The organism is Tautonia plasticadhaerens, from assembly GCF_007752535.1.
In the GTDB taxonomy this organism is placed as follows: domain Bacteria; phylum Planctomycetota; class Planctomycetia; order Isosphaerales; family Isosphaeraceae; genus Tautonia; species Tautonia plasticadhaerens.
This window is the reverse complement of sequence record NZ_CP036426.1, coordinates 6,580,913-6,596,549: the sequence shown is the minus strand read 5'-3', so window position 1 is coordinate 6,596,549 and position 15,637 is coordinate 6,580,913. Positions and strand designations below refer to the sequence as shown.

The following is a 15,637-nucleotide window of genomic DNA, read 5'->3' as shown; positions in this document are numbered from 1 at the left end:
CTTGCGCAAAAGCAGAGTTGCGGCGTCCGCGCCGAGGTGGCGAGGTCGGAAACCAGAACCTCGCTTTTCAGTGGAGAGAGGAATGGGATATTATTAAAACTCACTTGATCATTAGAAGCCCTGACAAAACCTCTGGCGATGTTGGGAAAGCTGCGAGGCCACTCAGGTTTTGTCAGGGCTTCTTAGGTCGGCCTAACCTGTCCATCTACAGGCCTCGATTTCACCGAAACGGGGTTGGATAGACTGGCAAGCCGCCCAGCGGGCGGTAGGATGCGGGGATGCTTGATCGATGCGGCGGACCGAGCATCGTCGCGTGGCTACGCGCCGATCGAGCGGCTGAAGGTCGTCGTGATCCTCGGCGTCCGCCACGTGGGCCGCATTGGGGGGCTGCCGCCATGGACCGAGTCGAACGACGCCTGGCCCTGATCGTCGGGATCAATCAATACCGGAAGGTCCGTCCGCTTCAGACCGCCGTCGGCGACGCCCGGTGCCTGGCGAAGCTGCTACGGGTCCATCACGGATATTCCGTGGAGCTGCTCGACAAGGACGTGACCCTCGGGCGGCTCAGGTCCTGGCTTGTCGAGCGACTCCGGGACGCCCCCGAGGGCGGACGGCTCATGTTCTACTTCGCCGGCCATGGCTTCGCCGAGGACGGGGATCGCGGGCCGAACGGGTTCCTCGTGCCGGAGGACGGCGACCCGGACGACGTCTCGACCTTCCTGTCGATGGGGGAGTTGTACGAGGCCCTGATCGGCCTGCCGTGCTGGCACCTGCTGGCGGTCCTCGATTGCTGTTTCGCCGGCAGCTTTCGCTGGTCGGCGACGCGCGACCTGGTGCCCGCCCGTGGGGGCGTCCTGCACCGTGAGCGGTACGAACGGTTCCTGAGGTCACCGGCTTGGCAAGTCCTAACCTCCGCCTCGTACAACCAGCGGGCCCGCGACGTCGTCTCGCGACGCGTCTTCGGCGACCGCGGGTCCACGCCCGAAGGGCACTCGCCCTTCGCCGCCGCGCTGCTGGAGGGCCTCCGTGGCGCTGCCGACCAACGCCTCCTCACGCTGGCCGACGGCCGCCCGGTCAAGAGCGGCGTGATCACGGCGACGGACCTTTACCAGTACGTGCGCGACCGGGTTGAGCCGGAGTTCGCCGACGACGCCCTGCCTCAGACCCCCAACCTCTGGCTCTTGTCGGCCCGGCACGGCGTCGGGGAGTACGTCTTCGAGGCGCCTGGCTTCGACCCGAAATGCCTGGAGCCGGCGCCGCCGCTGAACGAGCAGGCCAATCCGTATCGCGGCCTGCGGCCCTACGAACCGGAGCACCGGGACCTGTTCTGCGGCCGCGAGGTGGCGACGGCCGAGCTGCTGGCCCAAGTGCTGGATTGGCCCCTGACGGCGGTCGTCGGGGCCTCGGGCACGGGCAAATCGAGCCTGGTGAAGGCTGGCCTGCTCCCCCAACTGGGCGACGCCGGCGGCTGGCACATCCTCGGCCCGATCCGCCCAGGCGCAGCTCCCCTGAAAGCCCTGGCCGCCGCCTTGGCTGGGGCCCCCGCGCCGATCGTCGCGGCGGTGGCCGAGTCCGGGGGCGGGGACGACCCCTTGGCCGAGGCGTTGGCGGGCGACCCGTTCACCGCGCCCGGCTCGATCCTGCTGTGCCTCGACCAGTGCGAGGAGTTGTTCGCGCCGCAGATCTCCGAGGAGGTCCGGGAGCGTTTCCTGCGCCGTTTGGCGCGCGCCCTGGAGCGGCACCCCGCGCGGTTGCGGGTCGTCCTGACGATCCTCTCCGACTATGAGAGGCGGCTCGTCGACTCGGAGGTACTGGGGCGGTACTGGCCAGAAGCGCGGTTCGAGGTCGCCACGCCCTTGCCCGAGGAATTGCGGCGGGTCATCATGGCCCCGGCCGCCGAGCGGGTCGTCTTCGTGCCCGAGGAATTGGTCGAGCGCCTGATCAACGAGTTCTACCAGAGCCCGGGCGTCCTCCCGCTCCTGTCGTTCACGCTCGACCAGCTTTACATGGATCGCATCCGCGCCGACGACGGCGACCGCGAGCTGAAGGTCGCTGACCTGGATAAATTGGGTGGGGTGCGCGGGGCGGTCAGCACGCGGGCCAACGACCTGTACCAGGACCTAGGCTGGGCCGAGCAGGCGACACTACGCCGCGTCGTGCTCCGCATGGTCGACGCCCGCGGCGTCGAGGTCACCCGACGCCGGGTCACTGCGGCGGACCTGGACTACGCCGACTCGGCCGAGGCCGCCCGAGCCCACTCGGTGGCCGACCTCCTGGTGGCGCAGCGCCTGGTCGTGCGGGACGAGGAGAAGGACACGGGCGGGCGTGGCGTCACGGTGTACGAGCCGGCGCACGACGCCCTGGTCCGCGGCTGGTATCGGCTCAATGACTGGATCAAGGACGCACAGGCCCGCGGCCCGATCCTCGACCTCCTGCCCCGGCTGACCGAGGCCGTCGGCGAGTGGGAGCGGCAGTCAGGGGAGGCCCGAGACCTCTATCTCTGGCACAACCACCCCCTGCTCGATCAGGCCCAGGCGATCGCGGCGGGGCCCGAGCCCTGGGTCAACGCGCGGGAGGCGGACTTCATCCGCCGCAGCGCCAACTTGCGCGAGCGGCAGGCCCGCCGCCGGCTCCGGATCGCGCTGGCTGTCATCGCCAGCCTGATCGTCCTGAGCACCGCGGCGCTGTGGCAGCGCAACCGGGCACGGCAACAGACCACGATCGCCATCCGCGAGGCGAGCGACGCCCGGTTCTCCCTGTCGAACAACCTGGCGGCCCGCGCCGAGGAGCAGCCCGATCGCCACCCCCAACGCAGCGCCCTGCTGGCGATGGAGGCTCTACGCGTGACCCTGGCCGCCGGGGAGCCGCGCGCCCCGGTCGCCGAGGAGGCCCTGCGTCGGGCCCTGGGGAACCTCGGCGGCCGGGCCCTCCGCGCCCACGCCTCAGGCCTCGGCACCGCGGCCTTCAGCCCCGACGGCCACTGGCTGGCCACCTCCTCGGCCGACGGCCGGACAGCCCGACTCTGGCGTCGCGCCGACGAGTTCTCCGCCGCCGACCCCATCGTCCTGGAGGTCCCCGAGACCTCGGTCGGTGACGTGACCTTCAGTCCTGAAGGGCGGTGGGTTGCCACGGGAGGGCGCGGCGCTCCCGTGCGGCTCTGGGACCTCGCTGGCATCAGGGACGCCCCCCCCGCGCCCGCGCCCGTGACCGGGACCCGGCCCGGCCAGGTCCTGGCCTTCAGCGCCGACGGCCGCCGGTTGGTCACCGCGGGCGAAGGCAGCTTCGTACCGGCCTTCGAGCTCTGGACACTGGGCCCGCGGGGGGTCGCCGCCGGGCCGGTCGTCCTGTCACACGACGTCAGAGCCGACTCGGCCGCCTTCAGCCCCGACGGGCGCTGGCTCGTGACCGTCAGTTGGAATGAGTTCCGCAGGAGGACGGCCCGGCTCTGGGAACTGGGGACCGACGGCGAGGCGCCCCGGGGGATTCCGCTCGAGCGACCCGGCGACGGGGTGAGCGACTGGCGGTTCGACCGCAACAGCCGCTGGCTCGTGCTCGCCGGCACCGGCGAGTTCGCCGCGCTGTATCCGCTGTTCGCCGAGGAGCCGGCATCCCGCCCCGTCGTCCTGCCGGGCCTCTACCTCGTAACACCCGGGTCCGGCTCGCAGCGTCGCGGGGTGATCGCCCTGAGCCCCGACGGCCACTGGCTGGTGACGGGGGGGGACCGATCGACGCGGCTCTGGGATCTGACGGCCGACGACCCGCTCAAGCCCGGTCCCACCAACCTGACGAGCAAGGCGGAGGACGCCCTGGTCGCGATCGAGCAGGCGGAATTCCGCCGCGACGGCCGCTGGCTGGCGCTGGTCGGCGGCGGTCGGCTCGAGCTCTGGGACGTCGATTCCGCCCCTCGCCCCTTCCGCGTCCTGAGGAGCGGCCCCGACGTCAGCCTCACCGTGTCGACGTTCAGCTCCACCACCGGGGCGGCCTTCAGCCCCGACGGCCGCTGGCTGGTTGAGTTCGGTCGCGATGCCATCACGGCCGTGCTCCACGACCTGGCCTCCGTCGCTGAGTCCCCCTCGGCTGGGAGGGACCTGTCACCGATCGAGCTGAAGGGCCTGGAGAGCGGCGTGGAATCGGCTGCCTTCAGTCCCGACGGCCGCTGGCTGGCCCTGCGAAGCCGCGACCCGGCGCTGCGCCTCTGGGACCTCGATGCCAAAGAGTTCGTCGCCTCGCCCGTCGCGCTGGGTCGCGTCCGGCCGCGGACCTCTTCGGAAGACCCGACGTTGCCGGTACGCGTCGGCTTCAGCGAGGACGGTCGCTGGCTCATCACATCCGACCGGGCCGAAGGGCCCCGGCTCTGGAATCTGGAGGCACGCCACATCGCCGCCGGGCCGGTCGCCTTCCCCGACGGCGCGGGAGGTCTGGTCGCCATGGAGTTCGGCCGGGGAGGCCGCTGGCTGGTGACCTCCGCCCGCGGCGGAGCGGTCACGCTCTGGGCGCTGGGGCGCGGGGGTCCGGCCGGTCCCCGGGTCGTCGGCCGGGCTCGCGGCCGGGGCGAGGTTGACCTCGACCCGCCGTTTCAAATCAGCCCGGATGGCCGCTGGCTCTTCGTGCGCCTCGATCCATCCGGGAGCCCCCGGCTCCATGACCTGGACGCGCTTGAATCGGCGAGTGTGTCCTACCCCCTCCCCAACCCTGGTGATTATCCCCCCTCTGCGATGTTCAGCAGCGACGGCCGGTTCCTGGTGACGAGTCGCTTGGAGGGTGTGCCGAGCCTGAACACGACACTGAACGTCCGCCGGTTCTGGAGCCTGACGGATCATGGGCCGGCCGGGGGTTGCATCATCCCGAGCGGGGGCCGGCCCGCCGAGGCCGTCGTCTTCAGCCCCGACGGGCGCTGGCTCGTCTCAAGCGGGGACGGCTCCCGGCCGGCCGACCTCTGGGACATGGGGACGACCGGCATCTCGCGGCCCGTAGCCAGCATCCCGGACGTCCGGGTCGGGCCCGGCGCCCTGATCTTCAGCCCGAACGGCCGCTGGCTGGCCAGCACCCGGGAATTCCGGAAGGTCGCCGAGCTCCGATCCCTTGACCCCGACGGCCGGCCCGGCCCGCCGATGACCCTGGTCCGCCTGAGCAATGACAACGACGACGACATCGACCGGCTGGTCTTCAGCCCTGACAGTCACTGGCTCGCCCTGGGGGGACGCCGCGCCGCCCGCGTCTGCGACCTCGCCGCTCGTGACATCCCCGCCGCCGTGGTCGAATTACCATCCGTTCGCTTCGGGAGCCAATTGAAGCCCGTCTTCAGCCCGGACGGCACGCGGCTGTATGTCGGCAGCGACCTGGCGGAGACGGCCCAGTTATGGGACATGAACGGCTTCGGTCGGATGTCCGTCCCCGTCGAGCTGCAGGGCGGGTCGGCCGACGCCGTGGCGTTCAGCCCCGACGGCCGTTGGCTGGGCACTTCCAGCGAATTCCGCCGGCCGGCGAAGCTCTGGCCCCTGCGGCTGGATGAACTCCTGTCCGTGGCCCGGGAAGCTACGGGGCGCGACCTTACCCGGGGCGAGTGGGTACAATACTTTGCCGGTCGCCCTTACCGCCCGACCCTCTCCGACCCGGTCCTCAGCGGCGGCGGGACCATGGGGACCGGGGCTGGGTGGAGGATCGCGACGATTTGGGTCGTCGCCTCGCTCTGGTTCCTGCACTGGCTGATCCTCGTGCCGTGGACCGAGGCCCTCGCCGTCTTGAAGAGGGGCGCCTGGATCTACGCCGTCCTGCTCGACCTCATCGCCTGGCTGGCCGCCGCGGTAACCGTCGGGCCGGCGCAAGCCCTACTGCTGGCTGCGGCCCTGCCGGGGCTCGCCCTCCTCGGCGGCTGGGTCCAGACTCTCAGCGGCTGGAGGCCGTCGGTGGCGAGTCTGGAGGGGGCGGCCCTCCGATGGCAACTGAGGATGCAATCGCTCGTGTCGCAGCTCGGAACCCCAGCCAGCACGACCCGGGGACGCTTCCTGAGGACGCGGCGTCTGCTCCGGTGCTTGCTCGGGCCAACCCCTGACGCCCTCCCGGCGCCCGGGGACGATCTGCCCCGAGTAGGTGGGCGGAGGGACCACCTAGTGTCCTGAGTCTGAAATCCGCTGGATAACCTTGCGCCACCTCCGGTCGCCCGGTAGAGTCTCCGCAAAGGAGATTCGACATGGCGCGACCGCTGGCCGTACTGACTCTGAGCGACGACGAGAGGCAGACCCTGACCACCTGGGCGAGCCGACCCAAGAGCACCCAGCGGCTCGCCAAGCGGGCCCGGATCGTCCTGGCCTGCGCCGAGGGCCTGGAGAACAAGCAGGTCGCCGCCCGGCTCCGCGTCTGCACGGCCACCGTCGGCACCTGGCGGCGGCGGTTCGTCGAGCGACGGTTGGAGGGCCTGGCCGACGAGCCGCGGCCCGGGGCCCCGCGCACGATCACCGACGCCGACGTCGAGCGGGTCGTCACCCGGACGCTGGAGACCAAGCCCAAGGACGCTACGCACTGGAGCACCCGCGGCCTGGCCAGGGAGGCCGGCCTGTCGCAGTCAACCGTCGGCCGCATCTGGCGGGCCTTCGGGCTGAAGCCGCACAAGGCCGAGACCTTCAAGCTCTCCACCGACCCGTTCTTCGTCGAGAAGGTCCGCGACGTGGTGGGCCTCTACATGAGCCCGCCGGAGCGGGCCATCGTGCCGTGCGTCGACGAGAAGAGCCAGGTGCAGGCATTGGACCGCACGCAGCCGCTGTTGCCGATGACGACGGGGCAGGCCGAGCGGCACACGCACGACTCCGCCCGCAACGAGACCACCTCGCTGTTCGCGGCGTTGAACGTCGCCACCGGCGAGGTCGTCGGCAAGTGCCACCGCCGGCACCGGCATCAGGAGTTCCTCAAGTTCCTCGACGAGATCGACGCCCGTGTGCCGAAGGGGCCGGGCGTGGAGATCCACCTGGTGCTGGACAACTACGCGACGCACAAGACGCCGGCGGTGAAGCGGTGGTTCCTGCGGCACCCGGAGTATCACCTCCACTTCACGCCGACGAGCAGTTCGTGGCTGAACCTGGTGGAGAGGTTCTTCGCCCAGATCACCGAGAAGCGCATCCGACGCGGGGTGTTCCGCAGCGTGGCGGCGTTGGAGGCGGCGATCCGGGAGTACCTGGAGCGCCACAACGCCTCGCCGAGGCCGTTCGTGTGGACCGCCGACGCCGATCTGATCCTCAAACGCATCAAGCGGGTTTGTGAACGGACTTCCGACTCAGGACACTAGTTCTACAGCAGCAGGAAATCGACATCTTTGTGCTTGATCCGCCACGTCTTGTCGTGCGACGCCTTGGCGATCGCGTTGCGTCGGATGTGGTACTCCATCAGGGTGATCGCCCGCTCCAACGACAGCTCCGGCTCGGCCAGCGCCGACCTCAGCAGGCGCACCGTGCGGTCCAACGTCAGCGACGGGGCCTTTTTTCCAGGCGCATGCGCGTCAAGGTGACGAACAGGTGGGCCAGGCCCACCAGCGTCATGTGGTGGTGCCAGCCGACCCACGAGCGCGTCTCGTACTGCGCCATCCCCAGGTAGCCCTTGCAGTCCTCGAAGAACTCCTCCACCCGGAACCGGCTGCACGCCACCAGGACCGGTAGTGCATCATCGGTTCTGTAAATTCGCCCGGTCTTGAAGCGGCGGGCCACCGCCGGTTCCCTTGGAAGGTGCCAACCAACCCGAGGGAGACGACCGACGATGACCCACCACGATCAGCCTACCGCCCTGGATCGGATCACGGAACTGCTCGCCGAGAACGGCTTCGACGGCCTGGCGTCCGCCGTCACCGTCCTGCTCAACGAGGTCATGAAGCTCGAACGCTCGAACGCCCTGGGGGCCCGGCCGTATGAGCGGTCCGAGGGCCGCACTGGGTATGCCAACGGCTTCAAGCCCCGGACGATCCACACCCGGATCGGGCCGCTGAGCGTCGAGGTCCCGCAGGCTCGTGGGATCGAGTTCTATCCCTCGACCCTGGAGAAAGGCATCCGCAGCGAGCGGGCTCTCAAGCTGGCCGTGGCCGAGATGTACGTGCCGGGCGTCTCGACGAGGAAGGTCGCCGCCATCACCGAGAAGCTCTGCGGCCTGGAGGTCACCAGCTCGCAGGTCAGCCGGGCCGCCCGGGCCCTCGACGAGGAGCTGGAGAAGTGGCGGGCCCGGCCGATCGGCGAGACGCCCTATTTGATCCTGGATGCCCGCGACGAGCACGTCCGCCACGGCGGCCAGGTCCGCTCCTGTGCCGTGCTCGTGGCCATCGGCATCGACGCCGAAGGCAGGCGGTCGATCCTCGGGGTGAGCGTCTCGCTGTCCGAGGCCGAGGCCCACTGGCGGGACTTCCTGGCCTCGCTCCAGGCCCGGGGCCTGCACGGGGTGAAGCTCGTGGTCAGCGACGCCCACGCCGGGCTCAAGCCGGCTTTGGCCGCCCGGCTCACCGGCGTACCCTGGCAGCGGTGCCAATTCCATCTCGTCGAGAATGCCATGGCCTTCGTGCCCAAGCCCGGGATGCGGAAGGCGGTCGTGGCCAGCATCCGGGCGGTCTTCGACGCCCCGGATCGGCCCGAGGCCGAGCGGCAGCTGGAGATCGCCGTGAAGAAGTACCGGGCGAGCGCCCCGAAGCTGGCCGAGTGGCTGGAGGCCAACATCCCCGAGGGGCTGGCGGTGTTCGCCCTGCCGCCGGGACATCGGCGTCGGCTGCGGACGATCAACATGCTGGAGCGGCTGAACAAGGAGCTGAAGCGGCGGACGAGGGTCGCCGGGCTGTTCCCCAACGAGGCGTCGGCGCTGCGACTGGTCAGCGCCGTGGCGATGGAGATCAGCGAGGAGTGGGAGACCAACCGCAAGTACCTGACGATGGAGCCGGAGTGACCCGCCGCCGAACCGGGAATTTACAGAAACGAGGTTGCACTACCGGAGCCCGAGATGTACCAGAACGCGGGGGAAAAAAGGCTAGGGTGGCAAAGCCCGATTGATGTTCGTTCCGGCATCGGTTACCCCTGGAGACGACACCGCATCCAGGAGCCTGCCATGCCGCGACGGAGTGCCCGGCCGAAGCCGGATCGGACGATCGAGCTGACCAGCTGCATCCGCGACTGCCCCGAGTGCGGTCGGAAGCTCTGGGCCGCCAACAAGCCGAGCCGGACGGTCGTCACCCCGGAGGGCCTCGTCCGATTGCGGCTGCAGGTCCGCAGCTGCCGCAATCCCGCGTGCTCCCGCCACAAGGCCTGCCTCCGGCCCGAGCAGGAGGGCCGCTTCGCCTTGCCCCAGCAGGAGTTCGGCCTCGACGTGATCGCCCTGGCCGGGCGGCTGCGGCATGGCGAGCGACGCAGCGTCCCGGAGATCCACGCCGAGCTGGTCCGTCGCGGCGTGCCGATCTGCGAGCGGAGCGTCGGCAACCTCGTGGACCGCTACGACGAGCTGCTCGCCCTGACCTGCGCCGACCCCAATCGGCTCCGGGCGGCCGTCACGCCGCAGGGCCGAGCGATCCTGGCCATCGATGGCCTGCAGCCGGACGTCGGCCACGAGGTCCTGTGGGTCATCCGCGAGGTGCTCTCCGGCGAGGTGCTCCTGGCCAGGAGCCTCCTCTCCTCGACGCAGGACGACCTGGCCGCGCTGCTCGTCGAGGTGGAGGGCGTCCTGGGGGACGTGCCGATCGCCGGCGTGGTGTCCGACGGCCAGACGTCGATCCGCAGGGCCGTGGCGAAAGCCCTGCCGGACGTGCCGCACCAGCTCTGCCACTTCCACACCGTCCGTACGCAATCGCGCACCGAGTCCGCTCGGCGTCGCCCCCTCCGGCTCGTTCCCCTCTCCACCTCCTGACCCGGTCGGGTCGGTGGGACCCGGACTGGCGGGCTCCGCCCTCAGCCGGCCGAGCGGGATCACGTGGCGGATCTCCAGCGAGTCCTCCCCCACGATGACGCGGTCGATGAGCAACTGCAAGATCCGCTGCCGCTCGGCCAACGTCGCCTCATCGAGCCGCGACCGCACCCGCTCGCAGAACGCCGTCAGGTCGGACCAGACCTCCTTGGCCGTCTGCCGCTCGGAGCGCAACCGTTGCTCCTGGTCGCGCTGCATCGACAGCAAATGCTTGCGCGAACTGATCTGTTCTCGACGCTGCTTGAGCTCGGCGAGATCGATCGCCTCGGCCTGGTAGGCGTCGAGCAGTCGTTGCCCCTCGCGGTCGAGCCGACGCAACTGGGCCTCCCACTTCTGGCCCGCCGCGCGGGCGTCGGCGTCGAGTGCGTCGGCCTGCCTGGCTCGCTCCTCGAACTGCGCGGCCAGCGTGGACGGGTCGTCGAGCAGCCGCTTGACGTGGTCCCAGACGGCCGCGTCGAGCTCCTCGGCCCGGGGCCGTGGCTGGGGGCAGGGATGCGCGCGGTCCCGGGCGAGGGTGTCCTTGCCGTGGCACATGTAGTAGCGGTGCTGGCGCCGCCCGCGGGCCCCGCTGGTGGTGACGCCGCACATGGCCAGGCCGCACGTCCGGCAGGTGAGCAGGCAGCGGAGCAGGTAGTCGTTGCGGGTGTTGTTGCGGAAGGAGAGGGCCGAGTTCCGGGCCAATTGTTCGCTCGCACTTTGATAAGTAATCCCGTCAACGATGGCCGGCACCGGGATGGGGATCCACTCCTAGCGCGGGCGATCCTTGCGGCACGTCGGCTGGCCCGCCCGGGGGCCGGCGGTCCGGGGCCTCCGCGGGGCGACGAGCACGTGCCGGTTGGCGTAGGCCGTGCCGGAATAAAGCGGGTCGGAGAGGACCCGATGCACGAGGCTGTTGGACCAGAGCCGCTTGCCGTTGCGGGGCCGCCAGGGCCCGGCGGCGAGCCGCTTGAGGATCTGGCGGACGGTCATCCGCTCGTCGATCAGCCAGCGGTAGACCATCCGGACGACCTCGGCCTCGACCTCCTCGATCTCCAGGTGCCCCGGCACGCCGTCCCGATTGGGCACGTAGCGGTAGCCGTAGGGGGCCTGGCCGGCGATCCAGTGGCCGGCGCGGGCCTTCTGGAGCTTGCCGCGGCGGAACCGCTCGCCGAGCACCGCCCGCTCGTACTCGGCGATCGCCCCCTGGATCTGGAGCAGGAGCTGGTCGTGTGGGTCGTCGGAGATGGGCCGCTCGATGAACTCGACGGCGCACGAGGCCTTGCGGAGCTCCTCGAGCAGGAGGACCTGGTAGGCGTAGCGGCGGGCCAGCCGGTCGGGGCTGTAGACGCCCAGGACGTCGAACTCGCCCTCGCGTGCGGCGTCGCGGAGGCGGTCGAGCGCGGGACGGTCGAGGCGCGCGCCCGAATAGCCCTCGTCGATGTAGACGTGATCGTCTTTGAGCTCGTGGCCGTGAGTGGCCGCCCAGCGGCGGAGGGCCTCGAGCTGGCTGTCAACGGTCTGGTCACGCCCCTGCTTGTCGGTCGAGACTCGGGCGTAGGTCGCCGCTTTCATGGGGTTCTCTCCGGTCCTGAGATGGGGTGTGGGACTGATCGGGCGGTGACGACCCGAGCAGGATCCCGAAGGCCTGCTCGAGTCGCCTTGGCCCGTCACGACGGGGGACGAAGGCGGAGTGGATGACCCAAGCCGGGGGTCGGGGCAGACGGGTTTGCCGGCGCATCGGTGTGACCTCCCGGGGGTCACAATGTCCGGTCTATTGCCCCTCGGGCCAGGATCGATTCGAGAGGTGGGGGATGAAGCGGCGGGTCGTGGACCTGAACGGAACGACAATGGTCGTCCGCAATGCACCGATTGCGTTCGGATGGTGCATTACCTCCGCGAAGCGGCCCTGCCGATCTACGAGGCCGACCGCCACGCCAAGGTGCAGCTCAAGAAGCGGGTGCGGGGCGTGCGGCCGATCGAGCGGAAGGTCGGAGGCCGCGACGACGCCGGGGCCGAAGCGGTCCGAGCTTACTGCGCGGCGGTGCGGTCGGCCCTGACCGACGACGGCCGGCCGCCGCTGGAGGCGTCGGGGCTGAAGCTCCACGGCCGGCTGGAGAAGGTCGCCGCGAGCCTCGATCGGGCGGCCGGGAGGGGGGGATCCCGAGGGAGCTGACGCGGCTGCGGGCGATCCTGGCCAAGGGCCTGGAGGCGACCTCCAACGCCTGGCCGGCGATCCGCGTGGCGTTCGGGTGGGTCCGCCGGTTCGCCGCGATCCTGGCGAACAAGGCCGGCCTGGACGCCGCGGGCGTGCGGCGTCGGTTCGACGGCCTGCTGGCGTCGCTGCGACGGCACGGCCACTTCGAGGGTGTCCTGGCGGCAGCGTGCGCCCACTTCGAGAAGGCGACGCGCAGCTACCGGCCGCATCTGTTCGCCTGCTACGACGTGGCGGGCCTGCCGCGGACGAACAACGACCTGGAGCAGTTCTTCGGCTCGTACCGCTATCACGAACGCCGCTGCAGCGGCCGCAAGGTCGCCAGCCCGGGGACGGTGGTCCGCGGCTCGGTCCGCCTGATTGCCGCGGCGGCGACGCGGGCGAGGGCCGTCGAGCCGGCCGACCTGGCCCCCGCGGACCTGGCCGCCTGGCGTGCCCTGCGGGCCTCGCTGGAACGCCGTCGAGCCGCCCGGACGCTCGGCCGCCGCTTCCGCCGCGACCCCGACTCCTATCTGCGATCCCTTGAAAATGCCCTGATCAATCCAGCTTTGCTGCCCTAGAAAAAGGGATCCCGCATCCCGATCCGGCCGACCCGCCGCGACGGCGTGCCAACCGCCGCCGCGGCCACGGGACCTTCGCCAACGACCGGCCGCCGATCGCCGGCGTGGTCGGGCGGCAGTCGGGTGAGTTCCGCTCGGAGGTGCTCGACCACGCCGACGGGGCGGAGTTGCAGGAGGTGATCGACTGCACGACGCTCGGGGGGACGGTGGTTAACACCGACGAGTGGAAGGGCTACTCCGGCTTGCCCGGGATGAGGCGGGTCCACCGGGCGGTGGACCACTCGGGGCCGAAGTCGGGCTGGGCGCGGGATGACGACGGGGACGGGGTGCGTGAGGTGCACTGCAACACGCAGGAGAGGATCTGGACGCACGTCCGGAACTTCCTGCGGCGGTTCTATGGCGTGAGCAAATGGTACCTGGCCCAGTACCAGGCGGTCTTCCAATGGGGGTACAACATCAAGTCCGTCACGGATGAGTTCCTGAGGATCCTGCTGGGGATACCCCCGAGCACGGATTCCGCCCCATGAGCCGATCAAGTTATCGGCCCTGCCTGAGAATGACCACGCCGCCCCTTGTTGACAGGAGGTGGTGTAAAAAGATACGGTTCTTCCGACGTAAGAAGCCCTGACAAAACCGGGTGAATCACATCACATCCTGGTGGAGGATACGGAAGCAGATGACACAGGCCGCCAGGGTCGTCCAGGCGTCCTGGATCACCCCCAGCCGGTCGTACCGCACCCGCATCCGCCGCAGGCCCTTGATCCAGCCGATCGTCCGCTCCACCACCCAGCGGACCTTGCCCAGCCCGCTGCCGTGCGGTGTCCGACGCTTGGCGATGTGCGGCTCGATGCCCATCCAACGCAGTAACGCCCTCGTCCCCTCGCTGTCGTAGCCCCGGTCGGCATACAGGTCATCCGGCAACTGCTTCGGCCTGCCCGGTTTGCCGGCGACGCTCGGGAAGTCGAGCACCAGCGGGATGATCTGGCGGTGGTCGCTCTCGTTGGCCCCGGCGGTGCGGATCGCCAGCGGCACTCCGGTGCGACTGACCATCACCGTGTGCTTCGTGCCCTTCCTGCTGCGGTCGACGGGGCTCGGGCCGGTCGCCTCGCCGCCGCCGGAGGCCCGCACCGTCACGCCGTCGACGACCACCGTGTCGGTCTCCAGCTTGCCAGCCTTGCGGAGCAGCCTCAGCAGGTCGGCATGGAGGCGGTCCCAGATGCCGGCCTCCTCCCAGGCCCGCAGCCGGCGATGGGCGGTGCGACCTGAGCAGCCGAGTTCCTGCGGGACATCCTCCCAGCGATTGCCGGTGGCCAGGACGAACCAGATGACACGCAGGGCGACCCGGTGCCCGATCGGCGGACGCCCGCCGTAGGGGCCGATGGCCGGTTCCGGCGGCAGGTGGTGGGCAACCAGATCGAAGAACTCGTCCGGCATGTGGGCGCTCGCCATGGTGGTGTCTCCTTCGGTTCGGAGGAAAACAGCACCAGGGCGCAAACTCCATGCCACACGGTTTTGTCAGGGCTTCTAATACTACTCCGTTAGCTTGGTCTTGGAGCGGGTGAGCCAGGGCCGGCAGTGCGCGCAGTCCGGCCGGCTGACCGGCGCCAGCAGCCGCTGCAACGCCCGGCGGATCGCCGGCACCGTGATCACCGGCGCTCGGCCTCCCCCTTTTTGCCCGGCCGGGATCGCCCCCGACGGGCTCGGCGTCGCTCCAGGGTGAGGAACCCGAAGGCCAACATCACCAGGCAGGCGTGATGGTGGAAGCCCCGCCACGAGCGGCCCTCGTGGTGGTCCAGCCCCAGTTCCTCCTTCATCTGCTGGTACCCGAGCTCCACCGGCCAGCGACTCCGCCACAGGCGCACCGCGCGGATCCGGCTGGTATCGGCCGGGAGGTTGCTGAAGGCGTACTTCAGCTTGCCGTCGGCCTGCTCCTCGATCAGCAGCCAGATCGGCTCCGCCCCGGCGCAATCGCCTGTCGCCCATCCCTGGCCCGGCCAAACGCGCAGCCAGGCGAATCGGCCCCACATCGGGCCCTTGGTCCCCTCCCGCCACGTCACCTTCCGGCGCGGCGTCCGCGCCGCCAGCTCCTTCAGGCCCACCGGCCGGGGCGAGCCCTCGGCCAGGCGACGCCGCTTCTGCGGCCGCCCGCCCGTCCCGGCCTTGGGCTCGTCCCACCTCGGCTCCTCGGTGAAGACCAGCATCTCGTCGGTCACGCCGACGACGTAGTGCAGGCCCCGCTCGGCCAGGCCGTCGCGGAACGGGCCCGAGACGCCGTAGCCGCTGTCGGCCACGACGAGCCCGCCCGGCAGCCCTTCGGCGCGGATGCGGTCGAGCAACTCCAGGGCGATCTGACCCTTGGTCAGCGACCGCCGCTCGGCCTCGGGCACCTTGGCCTTATCCAGTCGCTTCGGGTCGGCCAGCCAGCCCTCCGGGAGGTAGAGCCGCATGTTCAGCGGGTAGTGCCCCCTCGGGGCGACGTAGTGGACGCTGACGGCGCACTGGCAGTTGGCCTTCTTGCCCAGGGCGCCGCAGTACTGCCGCTGCACGCCGACGGAGTGCGTGCCCTGCTTGGGGAAGGTGGTGTCATCGATCACGAAGATGCCGGCCGGGTCGGCGAACTTCGCCGCCATCGTGGCCCGGTAGCGGCTCAGGACCGCTTGCTCGTCCCAGGTGCTCTGGCCGAGGAACTGCTGCAGGGCCTGGTCGGGGTCGGCGACGTCGAGCCCCTCCGACAGGGGGACGCGGGCGGCCATCGGCTCGACGCTCTTGCGGTCCCCGTCCTGGACCAGGCCGCGGAGGTAGACGCCGCACCAGGCGGCCTGGCGGGGCCGGTTGAAGTCGGCGCGGAAGGAGGCGGCATACGCGGCGAGGCGGTCGAGGACGTCGGGGTTTAAGTCGGGGGTGTAGGTCCGGTTCATACCCTCGGTACGAACCGCAGCAGTCGATCGTTCGTATGATTTAACGGAGTAGC

At 70.3% G+C, this 15,637-nt stretch carries 12 protein-coding genes and 2 pseudogenes; 8 read left to right on the top strand and 6 right to left on the bottom strand.

Going from position 1 to position 15,637, the window contains the following annotated elements:
• The first annotated feature begins 395 nt into the window (after positions 1 to 395).
• Positions 396 to 6,119, top strand: coding sequence for an nSTAND1 domain-containing NTPase (locus tag ElP_RS26305; protein WP_197446383.1), 5,724 nt, complete (start codon positions 396 to 398; stop codon positions 6,117 to 6,119).
• Positions 6,120 to 6,190: 71 nt separating this feature from the next.
• A complete protein-coding gene (locus ElP_RS26300) occupies positions 6,191 to 7,279 on the top strand; it encodes an IS630 family transposase (protein ID WP_145275282.1) in 1,089 nt (362 codons plus the stop codon).
• 2 nt (positions 7,280 to 7,281) lie between these two features.
• Here the strand turns inward: ElP_RS26300 and ElP_RS38705 are convergent, their stop codons facing one another.
• Positions 7,282 to 7,440: a hypothetical protein gene (locus ElP_RS38705; RefSeq protein WP_197446382.1), complete on the bottom strand. Its 159-nt coding sequence runs from the start codon at positions 7,438 to 7,440 to the stop codon at positions 7,282 to 7,284.
• Positions 7,441 to 7,454: 14 nt separating this feature from the next.
• Positions 7,455 to 7,634: a hypothetical protein gene (locus tag ElP_RS26295; RefSeq protein WP_145275279.1), complete on the bottom strand. Its 180-nt coding sequence runs from the start codon at positions 7,632 to 7,634 to the stop codon at positions 7,455 to 7,457.
• A gap of 109 nt (positions 7,635 to 7,743) precedes the next feature.
• On the opposite strand from ElP_RS26295, the gene ElP_RS26290 reads away from it, so the two are divergent.
• The 3 genes and pseudogenes from ElP_RS26290 (at position 7,744) to ElP_RS40020 (ending at position 10,192) form a co-directional block, all read left to right on the top strand.
• Positions 7,744 to 8,907, top strand: a complete 1,164-nt coding sequence (locus ElP_RS26290) for an IS256 family transposase (RefSeq protein WP_145275276.1) — start codon at positions 7,744 to 7,746, stop codon at positions 8,905 to 8,907.
• Positions 8,908 to 9,123: 216 nt separating this feature from the next.
• Positions 9,124 to 9,804, top strand: a pseudogene (locus tag ElP_RS40025) (ISNCY family transposase); the annotation flags it as partial.
• Between the two features lie 160 nt (positions 9,805 to 9,964).
• A complete protein-coding gene (locus ElP_RS40020) occupies positions 9,965 to 10,192 on the top strand; it encodes a hypothetical protein (protein WP_231749267.1) in 228 nt (75 codons plus the stop codon).
• A gap of 164 nt (positions 10,193 to 10,356) precedes the next feature.
• Here ElP_RS40020 and ElP_RS41370 read toward each other — a convergent pair.
• Both ElP_RS41370 and ElP_RS26280 read right to left on the bottom strand, forming a co-directional pair.
• Positions 10,357 to 10,644: pseudogene (locus tag ElP_RS41370) on the bottom strand (zinc ribbon domain-containing protein); the annotation flags it as partial.
• 18 nt (positions 10,645 to 10,662) lie between these two features.
• Complete coding sequence (locus tag ElP_RS26280) at positions 10,663 to 11,466, bottom strand: recombinase family protein (protein ID WP_145275270.1); 804 nt, start codon at positions 11,464 to 11,466, stop codon at positions 10,663 to 10,665.
• Between the two features lie 307 nt (positions 11,467 to 11,773).
• On the opposite strand from ElP_RS26280, the gene ElP_RS26275 reads away from it, so the two are divergent.
• The 3 genes from ElP_RS26275 (at position 11,774) to ElP_RS26265 (ending at position 13,193) form a co-directional block, all read left to right on the top strand.
• Positions 11,774 to 12,067 carry a hypothetical protein gene (locus ElP_RS26275; protein WP_145275267.1) on the top strand — a complete coding sequence of 98 codons (294 nt, stop codon included), beginning with the start codon at positions 11,774 to 11,776 and terminating at the stop codon, positions 12,065 to 12,067.
• Positions 12,068 to 12,132: 65 nt separating this feature from the next.
• Positions 12,133 to 12,666, top strand: coding sequence for a hypothetical protein (locus tag ElP_RS26270; protein WP_145275264.1), 534 nt, complete (start codon positions 12,133 to 12,135; stop codon positions 12,664 to 12,666).
• Positions 12,667 to 12,674: 8 nt separating this feature from the next.
• A complete protein-coding gene (locus tag ElP_RS26265) occupies positions 12,675 to 13,193 on the top strand; it encodes a transposase (protein ID WP_145275261.1) in 519 nt (172 codons plus the stop codon).
• A 115-nt stretch (positions 13,194 to 13,308) separates the two neighbouring features.
• Here the strand turns inward: ElP_RS26265 and ElP_RS26260 are convergent, their stop codons facing one another.
• Entirely contained in the window at positions 13,309 to 14,115 is an 807-nt protein-coding gene (locus ElP_RS26260) for an IS5 family transposase (RefSeq protein WP_145269653.1), read from the bottom strand.
• Between the two features lie 197 nt (positions 14,116 to 14,312).
• Entirely contained in the window at positions 14,313 to 15,584 is a 1,272-nt protein-coding gene (locus ElP_RS26255) for an IS701 family transposase (RefSeq protein WP_145267809.1), read from the bottom strand.
• Positions 15,585 to 15,637: the final 53 nt, after the last annotated feature.

Bases quoted from the DNA above. Each gene is read 5' to 3' on its own strand.
- ElP_RS26290 (WP_145275276.1), top strand. From the start codon at position 7,744: ATGACCCACCACGATCAGCCTACCGCCCTGGATCGGATCACGGAACTG.
- ElP_RS26260 (WP_145269653.1), bottom strand. From the start codon at position 14,115: ATGGCGAGCGCCCACATGCCGGACGAGTTCTTCGATCTGGTTGCCCAC.
- ElP_RS26275 (WP_145275267.1), top strand. From the start codon at position 11,774: ATGGTGCATTACCTCCGCGAAGCGGCCCTGCCGATCTACGAGGCCGAC.
- ElP_RS26255 (WP_145267809.1), bottom strand. From the start codon at position 15,584: ATGAACCGGACCTACACCCCCGACTTAAACCCCGACGTCCTCGACCGC.
- ElP_RS40020 (WP_231749267.1), top strand. From the start codon at position 9,965: ATGAGCAACTGCAAGATCCGCTGCCGCTCGGCCAACGTCGCCTCATCG.
- ElP_RS26300 (WP_145275282.1), top strand. From the start codon at position 6,191: ATGGCGCGACCGCTGGCCGTACTGACTCTGAGCGACGACGAGAGGCAG.
- ElP_RS26305 (WP_197446383.1), top strand. From the start codon at position 396: ATGGACCGAGTCGAACGACGCCTGGCCCTGATCGTCGGGATCAATCAA.
- ElP_RS26280 (WP_145275270.1), bottom strand. From the start codon at position 11,466: ATGAAAGCGGCGACCTACGCCCGAGTCTCGACCGACAAGCAGGGGCGT.